We start from the raw sequence: 13,663 nt of genomic DNA on the forward strand, positions 1-13,663 counted from the left end.
CGGACGCCCGGACGGCCGTCCCCGCCGGCACCGGAAGCACGGGGTCCCGGACGGGACGCCCGTGGAGCGAACTCGACGAAAGGACCGGCCGATGAACGCCCGGTATCCGTTCACCGCCGTCGTCGGCATGGACGACCTGCGGCTCGCGCTGCTGCTCAACGCCGTCAGCCCGGCCGTGGGCGGGGTGCTGGTCCGGGGCGAGAAGGGGACCGCGAAGTCCACCGCCGTCCGGGCGCTCGCCGAACTGCTGCCGCAGGTGCCGGTCGTCGCGGGCTGCCGGTTCAGCTGCGACCCGGCCTCGCCCGACCCGGGCTGCCCCGACGGCCCGCACGACGCCGCCCCGGCGGCGGAGCGGCCCGCCCGGATGGTCGAACTGCCGGTCGGCGCCTCCGAGGACCGGCTCGTCGGCGCCCTCGACTTCGAGAAGGCGCTCGCCGAGGGCGTGAAGGCCTTCGAGCCGGGCCTGCTCGCCGCCGCGCACCGGGGCATCCTGTACGTCGACGAGGTCAACCTGCTGAGCGACCACCTGATCGACCATCTGCTCGACGCCGCCGCCATGGGCTCCTCGCACGTGGAGCGCGAGGGCGTCTCGGTGCGGCACGCCGCCCGCTTCCTGCTCGTCGGGACGATGAACCCCGAGGAGGGCGAGCTGCGGCCGCAGCTGCTCGACCGGTTCGGCCTCACCGTGGAGGTCGCGGCCTCCCGGGAGCCCGCGCAGCGGGTGGAGGTGGTCCGGCGGCGGCTCGCGTTCGAGGACGACCCGGCCGCGTTCGCCGCGCGCTGGGCCGGTGAGGAGTCCGCGCTGCGGGCCCGGATCTCCGCCGCCCGCGAACGGCTGCCGCAGGTGGTCCTCGGGGACGCGGCGCTGCTCCAGATCGCCGCGACCTGCGCCGCGTTCGAGGTGGACGGGATGCGCGCCGACATCGTGATGGCCCGGACCGCGACCGCGCTCGCCGCGTGGGCGGACCGGACCGAGGTGGACTCGGAGGACGTGCGGCAGGCCGCGCTCCTCGCGCTGCCCCACCGCCGCCGCCGCAACCCCTTCGACGCGCCCGGACTCGACGAGGACAAGCTCGACGAGACCCTGGAGCGCTTCAAGGGCGAGGAGCCCCAGGGGGACCCGGACGACGAGCCCGAGCCGGACGGTCCGGGCGACGGCGGCCCGGACGGCGGCCCCGGCGGGGGCGTACCGCCGCAGGGCGAGGGGCCGGACGCGGTGCCGGACGGCCCGGCGGACGGCCCGGCGCCGGAGGCCCCCGGGCCCGACGCACCCGACGCGCCCGCTCCCGACTCCCCCGCGTCCGCTCCGGCGCCCGCCGCGCAGGACACCGGCGCGGGCTCGGATGCGGGCTCGGGTGCGGGCTCGGGCTCCGGTGAGCGCGCCGCCGTCGCCGCCGCCGAGCCGTTCCGTACGAAGGTGCTCAGCGTGCCCGGTCTCGGCGAGGGCGCGGCCGGGCGCCGGTCCCGGGCGCGGACCGAACAGGGCCGCACCACCGGCTCCGTACGGCCCCGGGGGGCGCTGACCAAGCTGCATCTGACGGCGACCGTACGGGCCGCCGCGCCGCACCAGCGGGCGCGCGGCCGGAGCGGGCCCGGACTCGTGCTGCGCCGGGACGACCTGCGGCAGGCGACACGGGAGGGGCGGGAGGGGAACCTGGTGCTGTTCGCCGTGGACGCCTCCGGTTCGATGGCGGCGAGGCGGCGGATGAGCGCGGTCAAGGGCGCCGTCCTCTCCCTGCTGCTCGACGCCTACCAGCGGCGCGACAAGGTCGGTCTGGTCACCTTCCGGGGCCGGGACGCCGAGGTCGCGCTGCCGCCGACCTCGTCCGTGGACGCCGCCGCCGCCCGGCTCGAACAGCTGCCGACGGGCGGCAGGACCCCGCTGTCGGCGGGGCTCCTCAAGGCCCACGACGTGCTGCGGATCGAGCGGCTGCGGGATCCCTCGCGCCGCCCGCTGCTCGTCGTCGTGACCGACGGCCGGGCGACCGGCGGCGGCGCCGACCCGGTGGCGCTCGCCGCCCGCGCGGCCCGGCTGCACGCCGCCGAGGGCATCGCGTCGGTCGTCGTGGACTGCGAGACGGGGCCGGTGCGGCTCGGGCTCGCCCGGGAACTCGCCCGCGAACTCGGCGGCACCGCCGTCACCCTGGAGGAGCTGCGCGCCGAAGCGATCGCCGGGCTCGTCAGGGACGTACAGGCGGCACGTCCGGGGCACCCAGGACAGACCGCACACACCACCAGGAGGGCCGCTTAATGCCGCAGGGACAGCCGACCGTCGTTCCCGACGACGGTCTCACCACCCGTCAGCGCCGCAACCGGGCCCTGGTGATGGTGCACACCGGCGTCGGCAAGGGGAAGTCGACCGCCGCGTTCGGCATGGCGCTGCGCGCCTGGAACCAGGGCTGGCCGGTCGGGGTGTTCCAGTTCGTGAAGTCCGCCAAGTGGAAGGTCGGCGAGGAGAACGCCCTCAAGGCGCTCGGCGAGACCGGCAAGGGCGGCACGGTCACCTGGAACAAGATGGGCGAGGGCTGGTCCTGGATCCAGCGGGAGACCGCCGAGGGCGAGCAGACCCACGAGGAGAAGGCCCGCGAGGGCTGGGAGCAGGTCAAGCGGGACCTCGCCGAGGAGACGTACAAGTTCTACGTCCTCGACGAGTTCGCCTATCTGCTGCACTGGGGCTGGATCGACGTCCAGGAGGTCGTCGAGGTGCTGCGGGACCGTCCCGGGCAGCAGTACGTCGTCATCACCGGCCGCAACGCCCCGGCGGAGCTGGTGGAGTTCGCGGACCTCGTCACCGACATGTCCAAGGTCAAGCACCCGATGGACGCCGGGCAGAAGGGCCAGCGGGGCATCGAGTGGTAGCACGTCTCGTCATCGCCGCGCCCTCCTCGGGCGCGGGCAAGACCACGGTCGCGACCGGCCTGATGGCCGCGTTCGCCGGCCGTGGCCTGGCCGTGTCCCCGCACAAGGTCGGCCCCGACTACATCGATCCCGGCTACCACGCCCTGGCGACCGGCCGTCCCGGACGCAACCTCGACTCCTACATGTGCGGTACGGGGCTCGTCGCGCCGCTCTTCGCGCACGGCTCGCGCGGCTGCGACCTGGCCGTGGTCGAAGGGGTCATGGGCCTCTACGACGGGGCTGCCGACCAGGGCGAACTGGCCTCCACCGCGCAGGTGTCGAAGCTTCTCAAGGCGCCCGTGGTGCTGGTCGTCGACGCCTCCTCGCAGTCGCGGTCGGTGGCGGCGCTGGTCCACGGGTTCGCGTCCTGGGACCCGGAGGTGCGGATCGGCGGTGTGATCCTCAACAAGGTGGCCACCGACCGGCACGAGCACCTGCTGCGGGAGGCGCTCGGGGAGTCCGGGGTGCCGGTGCTCGGCGTGCTGCGGCGGGCGCCCGCCGTGGCCACGCCGTCACGGCACCTGGGGCTCGTACCGGTCGCCGAGCGGCAGGCGGCGGCCGTCGCGGCGGTGGCCGCGCAGGCGGAGCAGGTACGGGCCGGGTGCGACCTGGAGGCCCTGCTCGCGCTGGCGCGCAGCGCGCCGGAACTGTCCGCCGAGCCGTGGTCGGCCGGGGCCGCCGAGGCCGGGGCTCCCGGTGGAGCGGCGGGGTCGCGGTCCGGGTCCGAGGCCGGGATCGGGGTCGGGATCGGATCCGAGACCGGGATCGGGATCGGGATCGGGATCGGGATCGGGATCGGGGTCGGGATCGGGGTCGGGGTCGGGGTCGGGGTCGGGGTCGGGGTCGGGGTCGCCGGGGTGCGGCGGCCGGTCGTCGCCGTCGCCGGAGGGGCCGCGTTCACCTTCTCGTACGCCGAGCACACCGAGCTGCTGACGGCGGCCGGGGCGGAGGTCGTGACCTTTGACCCGCTGCGGGACGAGGAACTGCCGGAGGGCACCTCGGGACTGGTGATCGGCGGCGGGTTCCCCGAGATGTACGGGGAGGCGCTGTCCGCCAACGAGCGGCTGCGCAAGGCCGTCGCCGAGCTGGCCGCGTCGGGGGCGCCGGTCGCCGCCGAGTGCGCCGGACTGCTGTATCTGGCGCGGTCGCTCGACGGCAGCCCGATGTGCGGGGTGCTCGACGCCGACGCCCGGATGTCGGAGCGGCTCACGCTCGGGTACCGGGACGCCGTCGCCGTCAACGACAGCGTCCTCGCACCCGCCGGGGCGCGGATGCGGGGCCACGAGTTCCACCGGACCGTGATCGAGCCGGGCGCCGGTGAGCTGCCCGCGTGGGGCCTGCGGCAGCCCGAGCGCCGGGTCGAGGGCTTCGTGCGCCGGGGAGTGCACGCCAGTTATGTGCACACCCACTGGGCGGGCGCGCCGGGGGTGGCCGCGCGGTTCGTCCAGCACTGCGCGGGCGGCCCGGTCGCGTGAGGTCAGCCGCCGGAGATCCCCACCACGCACCAGATGAAGCCGACGCCCGCCACCGTGCACAGCAGGGTGGAGAGGGCGGGGTGGTCGTGGTGGGCCTCCGGCAGGATCTCGGCGGCGGCCAGGTAGAGCAGGACTCCGCCGAAGAAGCCGAGATAGGCGCCGAGCAGTTCCTCCGGAAGGGTGAACAGCAGGGTGGAGGCCGCGCCGACCAGGGGGGCGAGGGCGTCCGCGACGAGCATCCCGAGGGCCTTGCGGCGGTCGTTCCCGTAGAGGCTCGTGATCGTGTACGTGTTGAAGCCGTCGGCGAAGTCATGGGTGATGACGGCGAGCGCGACGGTGGCGCCCATGCCGCCGCCGACCTGGAAGGCGGCGCCGAGGGCGATGCCGTCCATGAGGCTGTGGCCGACCATCGCGGCGGCGGCCGTGAGGCCGACCTGCGGGACCCGCTCCTTCCCCTTCGCCGGTCCGCCGGGCTCCGCGCCCCAGTCGGCGGCGCCGTGGGCGGCCCGGCGCACGGCGAGGAGCCGTTCCACCGCATGGGCGAAGAGGAAGCCGCCGACGAAGAGCAGCAGGGCCTCGGGGACGCCGAAGAGGTCGTCACCCGCCGCCGACAGGGCCTCCGGCAGCAGGTCGAGCCCGACCACGCCGAGCATCAGGCCCCCGGCGAGCCCCAGGACCAGATGGCGCCGGTCGGTGACGCGCTGCGCGACCCAGCCGCCGAAGAGCGTCATGAGGAACGCGCCGAGCGCGACGACTACAGCCATGGGCCTTTGGTAACGGATGGGGTGCCCTGCGCGCACCTCGGCGTCGGGGCGCGGCCCGGGGTCCCCGCCGACGAGGTCATGGCCCTGATCGGGGCGGTGCTGCGGGAGGCGGGACTGACGCGCGGGGACGTCCGCGCGCTGGCCACGCTGGACGCGCGGGCGGCGGATCCGGGCATCAGGGCGGTGGCGGAGGCGCTCGGCGTACCGGTGCGGGGGTATCCGGCCGAGGACCTCGCGGGGGTACGCGTACCGCATCCGTCGGCGCTCCCGCTGGCCGCCACGGGCACCCCGTCGGTGGCGGAGGCGGCGGCCCTGCTGTCGGCCACGGGCGCCGTTCCGCGTGCGCGGGCCGGGGCGGAAGCGGGGCCCGGGGGCGAAGGGACGCCCGGGGGCAGAGCGGGACCCAGGGCTGGGGCGAAGCCCGGGGCTGGGGCGGGACCTGAGGGAGACGGGGAGCCCGAGGCTGGGGCGGAGCCTGAGGCCGGAGGGCAGCCCGGGGCGGACATGGAGGGTGGGGAGGACGTGGGGGGCGGGGACGGAGGGTGCCTCGGGGACGGAGGGATCGCGGGCCGGGGCTTACTCGTCGTACCGAAACGGAAGTCGCGGAGTGCAACGTGCGCTCTCGCCGCTTTCATACCGGTTCGTCCGAACGAAGTTGCCTCAGGCGTACGGTTGTTGCCCGTGACGCACGGGTACATCGCTGGCGAGCCCGGCTCACCCCCCACCCTCCCCACCCCCCACACGACGGCGGTCATGGATCTGTACCCCGACACCGACGCCCACGACCTGCGCCACCACGGTGACGCCGAGGTCCGGGACGAGAAGCTCACCGACCTGGCGGTCAACGTCCGGACGAACACCCCGCCGGACTGGCTGCGCGAGCGCATCGCCGCCTCCCTGACCTCGCTGGCCTCCTATCCCGACGGCCGGGCCGCCCGGGCGGCCGTCGCCGAACGGCACGACCTGCCCCCGAACCGGGTGCTGCTCACGGCGGGCGCGGCGGAGGCGTTCGTGCTGCTGGCGCGGGCGCTGCCGGTGCGGCGGCCCGTGGTGGTGCATCCGCAGTTCACCGAGCCGGAGGCGGCGCTGCGCGACGCGGGCCACACGGTGGGCCGGGTGGTGCTGCGCGCGGCGGACGGATTCCGGCTGGACCCGGCGGCGGTCCCGGAGGAGGCGGACCTGGTGGTGGTCGGGAACCCCACGAACCCGACCTCCGTCCTGCACCCCGCCGACCGGATCGCCGCGCTGGCCCGCCCCGGGCGGATCCTGGTGGTCGACGAGGCCTTCATGGACGCGGTGCCGGGCGAGCGCGAGTCGCTGGCCGGGCGGACCGATGTGCCGGGGCTCGTGGTGCTGCGCAGCCTCACCAAGACGTGGGGGCTCGCCGGGCTGCGGATCGGGTACGCGCTGGCCGCGCCGGAGACGCTGGCGCTCCTGGAGCGGGCGCAGCCGCTGTGGCCGGTGTCGACGCCCGCGCTCGTGGCGGCGGAGGCCTGTGTGTCGCGCGGTGCGCTGGCGGAGGCGGAGCACGCGGCGCACCGGATCGAGGTGGAGCGGGCCCATCTGCTGGCCGGTCTCGCGGAGTTCGAGGAGGTGCGGACGGTGCCGGCGGCGGCGGGGCCGTTCGTGCTGGTGCGGATCGAGGGGGCGGACGCGGTGCGGGAGCGGCTGCGGGCCCTGGGGTTCGCGGCCCGCCGGGGCGACACGTTCCCGGGGCTCGACCGGAACTGGCTGCGGCTCGCGGTCCGGGACCGGGTGACGACGAACCGGTTCCTCCAGGCCCTGGACCAGGCCCTGTTGATGGGCGGGTGAGCGGCGGGGCCGGGGAGGGCGGTGTCGTCACCTCCCTCCCCGGCCCCGGTCGCTCCTCGGCGCCCCCCGGCGCGTCCCCTCGGGCCGTCAGCCCCGCGAGCGGGCGCGCGAGCGGGTCAGCGCGAGGGCGCCGCCGCCCGCCACGAGGAGGGCGAGCGCCCCGCCCGCGAGGTACGGGGTGGTGGAGCTGCCGCCGGTCTCGGCGAGGTTCTCGGTGGGCGTGGTGCCGCCGTTGTGCGGCTCGGTGCCGCCGGTACCACCGGAACCGCCCGTACCACCGGTGCCACCCGTACCGCCGGTGCCGCCGGAACCGCCGGTGCCGCCCGGCTGGCCGGTGGGCTGGGTGGTCGGCTTCTCGGTCGGCTTCTCCGTGGGCTTCTGGGTGGGCTTCTCGGTGGGCTTCTGGGTCGGCTTCTCCGTGGGCTTCTCCGTCGGGGCCGTGCCCTTGGGCGTCTCGCAGGTGGCCTCGACGAGCGTCACGGTGCCGTTGACCTCGGCCACGCCGAGCTTCAACGGGTCGACCGCCACCTTCAGTTCGAGTGCGGTCGCCGCCGCCGTGCGGGAGGTGGTCGAGGTACGGGAGAGGTCGAGGGTGACCTCACCGACACCGGGGACGGAGACGTGCGTCCGGCCACCGGTGGACAGGGTGGTCTTCTTGCCGAGCACGGTGACGTGCCCGAGCAGGTTGGATTCGGCGACCGGCTTCCGGCCGACCTCGCACAGCGCCCTGGAGGTGACCTGCTCGACCTCGATCAGGGAGAGCAGCGGGAGACCGGGCACGTGGACGCGGGCCTTGACGAGGTTCACGTACCCCTCGGACTTCCGCTTGTCGACGGTGGCCTTCGAGGTGGCGACGTCGGCGGCGAGGACGTCGACCGGCTTTCCGTTCTCGGCGCCCTGGACCCGCACGGAGAGGGCGGTCTCGCTCTCGGTCTTCGGCGCCCTGACCTCGTTGAGGGAGGCCCGCAGCGGCACGTTCACCGCCTTGCCGAGGAGGGAGACGTCGAGACCGGCCCGCAGGACGACGGCGGTGGCGCTCCCTTCACCGTCCGCGGCCTGGGCCGCCGGTGCCCCGAGGAGGACGGGACCGACGGCCAGGGCGGCGACGGTCGCGGCGGCGGCGGAACGGCGCACGGACATGCCGAAGGTGTTGCTGTTCAAGATGGTGGAACCCCCACAAGAGACATGGCGTCGCCTGCCGCTCACCACGGGGACAGTGGGTCGGTGCGGCCTCGGCGACTTGAGACACCGGAATCTTTACGCACGGAGAGTGAACCGGCAGTCGCCTGGCGTGAGTTCACTCCAAAGGGGGGTTTCCGTGTTCATTTTCGATTTTTTTCGACACAACCGTTACCGGTTGTCACGCGTCTTTCGCACGCGGGAGCGGACCGGCGAGCGCGCGGGAAGAGTGAGAACGACCGCCCCCGTGCGGGGGTAACGGATCGTCAACCCGACGCGTCCCGTCTCCGGCGGCCCGGGGCCCGGCCGTTCAGCTCGCGCGCCAGTACCCGAGCGCGTGGACGCGCTCCTTCGGCAGGGCCAGTTCCTTGCGCGCGTACGTGGCGAGGGTGCGGGTGGTGGCGGTGTCGCAGGCGATCCAGACGTACGGGTCGGCGTCGGCGAGCTCCGGGAGTTCGGCCTTCACGCGGGCGACCAGGTCCGCGCCGCCGCCCTTGCGGGGCACCATGCGCAGCTCGTGGTGGTCGGGGTCGAGCCGGACCGGCAGCTCCTCGTCGGAGGCGTGCTGGGTCTCGAACCAGACGGTGGCCGGGATGCCGGGGAGCGCGTCCAGCAGGGAGTTGACGGCGGGCAGGGAGGCCGGGTCGCCGATCACCAGAAGCCGTCCGGGGCGCGGCTCCGGGCTCTCGAAGCCGGTCCCCTGGAGGGTCGCCTCCAGCGTGTCGCTGGGGGCGCAGGCGCGGGCCCAGTGGCTGGCGGGACCGTCGTGGAGGGCGAACTCCAGACTGAAGGTGCCCGCGTCGACGTCCGGGTCGACCAGGGTGTAGCCGCGCTGGTGCGGCTTGCCCCCGCTCTCGAACCAGGCGCGCACCCACATCGTCGGGTGGGTCCCGGCCGCCGCGAGGAGCCCGCCGTCCGTGAAGTGCACCCGGCGGTAGTCCTCGGTGACCTGCTCGGCTCCCGTCACGGTGAACGTGAAGTCCTTGCCGCGCATCAGCTTGAGAACGGCACCCTGCCAGCCGTGACCCACCGTGATCCCCTGTCCTGGAGTCCTGTAGATTAATTTAGGCCAGCCTAACCTAAGAAGTGCGGGAAGAACATGGCGTCGGCCATGGCGGAATCAGGGACGGGAACGGGGTCTGCGTGAGCATCGAGGTCTACCGGGACGCCTGGGGCGTCCCCCATCTGCGCGCCGCCGATCCGGACGAACTGGCCTTCGCCCAGGGCCGGACCACCGCCCACGACCGGGCGTGGCAGCTGGAGGTCGAACGGCACCGGGCCCAGGGCACCAGCGCCGCGTTCCTCGGCGCCGCCGAACTCGACTGGGACGTCTTCGCCCGGCGCACCCGGCTCGCCGACACCGCCCGGCGCTGCTACGAGCGGCTCGCCCGCGAGGACGCCCCGACGGCCGCCTGGGTCCGCGCCTACGTGGCCGGGGTCAACGACGGTCTCGCCGAAGGGGCCCGGCGCGCGCCGGAGTTCGCCACGACCGGACTCGTGCCCGGCCGCTGGGAGCCGTGGACACCGCTCGCGGTCTGGCTCTCCACCCACATCCTCTTCGCCGGTCTCCCCACCAAGCTGTGGCGCGAGGAGGTCGCCCTGCGGCTCGGCGAGGAGTGGGCCGAACTCTTCGCCACGGACGGCCCCGGCACCTCGGGCTCCAACGGCTGGCTGGTCACGGGCGACCGTACGGAGAGCGGGGCGGCCCTGGTGGCCGGGGACCCGCACCGGTTCATCGAGGCGCCCGGCGTCTACCAGCAGATCCGGCTCGCCTGCTCCTCGTACGACGTGGTGGGGCTCGCCGTGCCCGGTGTCCCCGGGCTCGCCCACTTCGGCCACACCGGCCCGGTGGCCTGGGCGATCACCAACGCGATGGCCGACTACCAGGACCTCTACCGGGAGCGGCTGCGACGGCTCCCGGACGGCGGCATCGAGGCGTACGGTCCCGACGGCTGGAGCCCGGCGACGGTCCACACGGAGACCGTCGAGGTCGCGGGCGCGGAACCGGTCGTCATCGAGGTGATCGAGACGGACCGGGGCCCGGTGATCTTCGACGCGGTGGCCGGTGCGGGCGTCTCCGCCGCGATGACGGGTCCGGGGGCCTCCGGCACGGTGGCGCCGGCGGAGACATCCGGCGCCGGGGGCGGGCCGGTGGGCGACGGGGTCCTCCACGCCGTCAGCCTGCGGCACCCGCCCCGCGTCACCGGCGACCTCGGCTTCGGGACGCTGCCCGCGCTGCTGCGCGCCCGGACCGTCGCCGACGTGGACTCCGCCCTCGACGGCTGGGTCGAGCCCGTCAACGTGGTCCTCGCCGCCGACACCGGGGGCGGCACCCTGCACCGGACCGCCGGACACGTACCCGTACGGCACCGGGCCAACTCCCTGCGGACCGTGCCCGCCTGGGACCCGGCGCACGCCTGGGGGCCCGCGCCCGCGCCGCTGCCGCGCGCCGAGGTGACCGGGCACGCCGTGATGGCGAACGCCCGGGGCCTGGCCGCACCCCTCGGCATCGAGTTCGCCCCGCCGCACCGGGCCGACCGGATCGACGCGCTCCTCGGCGCCCACGACCGGTGGACCCCGGAGACCACCGCGACCGTCCACACCGACACCGACAACCCCTCGGCGGCACGGCTCCTCGCGGCCGTGGACCGCGCCGTGAGCGGCCTCTCCCCCGCCGCGTCCGCCGTCCGCGACCGGCTCCTCGCCTGGGACCGGCGGATGGACGCGGAGAGCACCGGGGCCGGGCTCTACGCGGCCGTGCGCGGGGCGGTGGTGCGCCGCCTCGCCGCCCACGAGGCCTTCGCCGCGCTGCGCGACGCCCACACCCCGTACCCCGCGCTCCTGCGGCCCTGGCTGGTCCTCGGCCCCCGGGTGGCCTTCGCCCTGGAGACGCTGCTCGTGGCCGGTCCGGTGCCCGCCGGGGACGTCGACCGGATCGTGCGGGAGGCGCTCGACGAGACCGGGTCCGGCGAACCGCCCGCCGCCTGGGGCGTGACCCACCGGCTCGCGCCCTGGCAGGCGCTGCCCGACCCGGACGACGAGCACTGGCCGGGTCTCGGCGGGGACCACGACTGCGTGCTCTCCACGTCCAGCGTGCCCGGCTGGACCGACCGCAGCGGCCGGGCCTCCGCCGCCCGCTACGTCTGGGACCTCGCCGACCGGGAGCGGAGCCGCTGGATCGTGCCCCTCGGCGCGTCCGGCGTGCCCGGCGACCCGCACCACCGGGACCAGCTCCCGCTGTGGCTGCGGGGCGACCTCGCCCCCGTCACCACCGACTGGCACCACCTCACCAAGGAGCAGGGATGACCACCGCCGTTCACGTCCAGCACGTCGAGGGCTTCGGCACCGTCACGGTCCGGCCCGTGGACCCCGACCGGGACGCCCCCCTCCTGCACGGCTGGGTCAACGAGGAACGGTCCCGCTTCTGGGGCATGGTCGGCACCACCGTCGAGCAGGTCCGCGAGATCTACGCCCACCTCGACTCGCTCACCACCCACCACGGCTTCCTGGTCAGCAGGGACGACGAGCCGGTCGCGCTCTTCCAGACGTACGACCCGGCGGCCGACCGCGTCGGCGAGTGCTACGAGGTGCTGCCCGGGGACGTCGGCGTGCACCTGCTGATCGCCCCCGGCACGGCCCCCCGGCCAGGCTGGACGGGACAGCTGCTCACCGCGCTGATCGCGTTCTCGCTGCGGGACCACGACCGGGTGGTCGTCGACCCGGACGCCTCCAACGAGAAGGCCGTCGCCCGCATGGTCCGCGCGGGCTTCGTCCTCGGCCCGCTGGTCGTGCTCCCCGAGGTGGACCTGCCGGAGGTCTTCATCCCGGAGAAGAAGGCCCAGCTCGCCTTCCTGACGAAGCGCTGAGGCCGGGGCCCTCCGGGGGGGGGCGGGCTGCCTCCGGGGCCGGGTGCGCCTGAGGCCGGGGGCCCTGGGCGTGAGCGTCCCCGAGGCCGGTGTGAATGGTCCCGGGCCCCTCGGGAAGGGCCCCGGGACCATTCACCGCAGGGCCCGCCACGGGAAGGCCCTGCGGCCGGGTCCAGGCCCGGGGACCCGAGGCCGAGGCCTTCGGCAGGGGTACGGCCCCGCTTCGGCGGGAGTCCGGCCCCAGGGCCGTACCGAGCAGGCTCCGGAGCCGGTCCGGTACGGGGCCGAGGCCCTCTGGCGGGGCGCACGACAGATACCGGGCGGTCCCGCCAGGACCCCGTACCGGGTCCAGACGCGGGGCCGGGGCCCGAAGCCGAGACCGCGACCGACGGGGCCCGGCCGGAGGGACGGGCGGCCACAGGGCCACCGGAAGCATCCGGCCACCCCGGCGCCCGCCGTATCCGGCCTCCATGAGGCCGTCCAGCCGTCACGCCACCGCGCGGCCGTTGACGATGATCCGGCGCGGGGCCGCGAGGGCGCGGACGTCCTCGCGCGGGTCCTCTCCGTAGACGACGAGGTCGGCGGGGGCGCCCTCCTCCAGGGACGGGCGGCCCAGCCAGGCCCTGGCCCCCCAGGTGGTGGCCGACAGCGCGTCGAGCGGCGGGATGCCCGCCCGGGTCAGTTCCTCCACCTCCTCGGCGACGAGACCGTGCGCCAGGGAGCCGCCCGCGTCGGTGCCCACGAAGACCGGGACGCCCGCGTCGAAGGCGGCGCGGACGGTGTCGTACCGGCGCTCGTACAGCCGTCGCATATGTGCCGACCAGCGGGGGAACTTCGCCTCCCCGCCGTCCGCGAGGTGCGGGAAGGTCGCGATGTTGACCAGCGTCGGGACGATCGCGACGCCCCGCTCCGCGAAGAGCGGGATGGTGTCCTCGGTGAGCCCGGTCGCGTGCTCGACACAGTCGATGCCCGCCTCGACGAGGTCCCTGAGCGAGTCCTCGGCGAAGCAGTGCGCGGTGACGCGGGCGCCGAGCCGGTGGGCCTCCGCGATGGCCGCCCCGACCTCCGCGCGCGGCCAGCAGGCGGTCAGGTCCCCGGCCTCCCGGTCGATCCAGTCGCCGACGAGCTTGACCCAGCCGTCCCCGCGCCGGGCTTCCCGGCCCACGTACGCGACGAGGTCGGCGGGCTCGATCTCATGGGCGTAGTTGCGGATGTAGCGGCGGGGCCTCGCGATGTGCCGACCGGCCCGGATGAGCTTCGGCAGGTCCTCGCGCGCGTCGATCCAGCGCGTGTCGGCGGCCGAACCGGCGTCCCGGATGAGCAGCGTCCCCGCGTCCCGGTCGGTGAGGGCCTGCTTCTCGCTGGTGGCCTCGTCGACGGGACCGTGCCGGTCCAGGCCGACGTGGCAGTGGGCGTCGACGAGTCCGGGCAGCGCCCAGCCCTCGACGGTGACCGCCTCGGCGGCCGGCCGGTCGAAGGTGATCCGCCCCCCGACGCACCACAGTTCGTCCCGTACGTCCTCGGGTCCGACGAGCACCCGCCCCTTCACGTGCAGCACCGTGTGATCGCTCATGCCCGCACTGTACGAGGACGGGCCCCCGCGCCGCCGCCCCCGTCCTCCCTCCCCCTTCCCGGCGGCCCGCACCCAACCCGCCGGAAGCCCCGGAAG

Annotated in this window: 10 protein-coding genes; 6 read left to right on the plus strand and 4 right to left on the minus strand. The window is 75.3% G+C overall.

Going from position 1 to position 13,663, the window contains the following annotated elements:
• Window positions 1–91 precede the first annotated feature (91 nt).
• Genes ACIRQY_RS08000 through ACIRQY_RS08010 form a run of 3 tightly spaced genes read left to right on the plus strand, consistent with a single transcriptional unit; the run spans window position 92 to window position 4,373 of the window.
• Window positions 92–2,251, plus strand: a complete 2,160-nt coding sequence (locus tag ACIRQY_RS08000) for a putative cobaltochelatase (protein WP_403922924.1) — start codon at window positions 92–94, stop codon at window positions 2,249–2,251.
• Complete coding sequence (gene cobO, locus ACIRQY_RS08005; RefSeq protein WP_351795072.1) at window positions 2,251–2,859, plus strand: cob(I)yrinic acid a,c-diamide adenosyltransferase; 609 nt, start codon at window positions 2,251–2,253, stop codon at window positions 2,857–2,859. Before ACIRQY_RS08000 ends, cobO begins: the two co-directional genes overlap by 1 nt.
• Window positions 2,853–4,373 (plus strand): cobyrinate a,c-diamide synthase, encoded by a 1,521-nt coding sequence (locus ACIRQY_RS08010; protein ID WP_403922927.1) that lies wholly within the window; start codon window positions 2,853–2,855, stop codon window positions 4,371–4,373. Before cobO ends, ACIRQY_RS08010 begins: the two co-directional genes overlap by 7 nt.
• Before the next feature lie 2 nt (window positions 4,374–4,375).
• Here the strand turns inward: ACIRQY_RS08010 and ACIRQY_RS08015 are convergent, their stop codons facing one another.
• Window positions 4,376–5,137, minus strand: coding sequence for a ZIP family metal transporter (locus ACIRQY_RS08015; protein ID WP_403922929.1), 762 nt, complete (start codon window positions 5,135–5,137; stop codon window positions 4,376–4,378).
• On the opposite strand from ACIRQY_RS08015, the gene cobC reads away from it, so the two are divergent.
• The gene (gene cobC, locus ACIRQY_RS08020; RefSeq protein WP_403922931.1) at window positions 5,054–6,949 is read left to right on the plus strand and encodes an Rv2231c family pyridoxal phosphate-dependent protein CobC; all 1,896 of its coding nucleotides are present in this window, start codon (window positions 5,054–5,056) and stop codon (window positions 6,947–6,949) included. The two genes, ACIRQY_RS08015 and cobC, sit on opposite strands and share 84 nt — an antisense overlap.
• Before the next feature lie 87 nt (window positions 6,950–7,036).
• On the opposite strand, the gene ACIRQY_RS08025 is transcribed toward cobC, so the two are convergent.
• Window positions 7,037–8,110 (minus strand): SCO1860 family LAETG-anchored protein, encoded by a 1,074-nt coding sequence (locus ACIRQY_RS08025; RefSeq protein WP_403922933.1) that lies wholly within the window; start codon window positions 8,108–8,110, stop codon window positions 7,037–7,039.
• 328 nt (window positions 8,111–8,438) lie between these two features.
• Entirely contained in the window at window positions 8,439–9,158 is a 720-nt protein-coding gene (locus ACIRQY_RS08030) for a siderophore-interacting protein (protein ID WP_403922935.1), read from the minus strand.
• Window positions 9,159–9,271: 113 nt separating this feature from the next.
• Here ACIRQY_RS08030 and ACIRQY_RS08035 point away from each other — a divergent pair, with 113 nt between their 5' ends.
• Together ACIRQY_RS08035 and ACIRQY_RS08040 are read left to right on the plus strand one after the other, a co-directional pair.
• Window positions 9,272–11,434, plus strand: coding sequence for a penicillin acylase family protein (locus tag ACIRQY_RS08035; protein ID WP_403922937.1), 2,163 nt, complete (start codon window positions 9,272–9,274; stop codon window positions 11,432–11,434).
• Window positions 11,431–11,994, plus strand: coding sequence for a GNAT family N-acetyltransferase (locus ACIRQY_RS08040; RefSeq protein WP_403922939.1), 564 nt, complete (start codon window positions 11,431–11,433; stop codon window positions 11,992–11,994). Before ACIRQY_RS08035 ends, ACIRQY_RS08040 begins: the two co-directional genes overlap by 4 nt.
• A gap of 487 nt (window positions 11,995–12,481) precedes the next feature.
• On the opposite strand, the gene ACIRQY_RS08045 is transcribed toward ACIRQY_RS08040, so the two are convergent.
• Window positions 12,482–13,567, minus strand: coding sequence for an amidohydrolase family protein (locus ACIRQY_RS08045; RefSeq protein WP_403922941.1), 1,086 nt, complete (start codon window positions 13,565–13,567; stop codon window positions 12,482–12,484).
• Window positions 13,568–13,663 lie beyond the last annotated feature (96 nt).

This window comes from Streptomyces sp. NPDC101490, assembly GCF_044767145.1.
GTDB lineage: Bacteria > Actinomycetota > Actinomycetes > Streptomycetales > Streptomycetaceae > Streptomyces.

Coding starts and splice junctions, on each gene's coding strand:
- ACIRQY_RS08000 (WP_403922924.1), top strand. CDS start 92: ATGAACGCCCGGTATCCGTTCACCGCCGTCGTCGGCATGGACGACCTG.
- cobO (WP_351795072.1), top strand. CDS start 2,251: ATGCCGCAGGGACAGCCGACCGTCGTTCCCGACGACGGTCTCACCACC.
- cobC (WP_403922931.1), top strand. CDS start 5,054: ATGGCGCCGGTCGGTGACGCGCTGCGCGACCCAGCCGCCGAAGAGCGT.
- ACIRQY_RS08015 (WP_403922929.1), bottom strand. CDS start 5,137: ATGGCTGTAGTCGTCGCGCTCGGCGCGTTCCTCATGACGCTCTTCGGC.
- ACIRQY_RS08040 (WP_403922939.1), top strand. CDS start 11,431: ATGACCACCGCCGTTCACGTCCAGCACGTCGAGGGCTTCGGCACCGTC.
- ACIRQY_RS08045 (WP_403922941.1), bottom strand. CDS start 13,567: ATGAGCGATCACACGGTGCTGCACGTGAAGGGGCGGGTGCTCGTCGGA.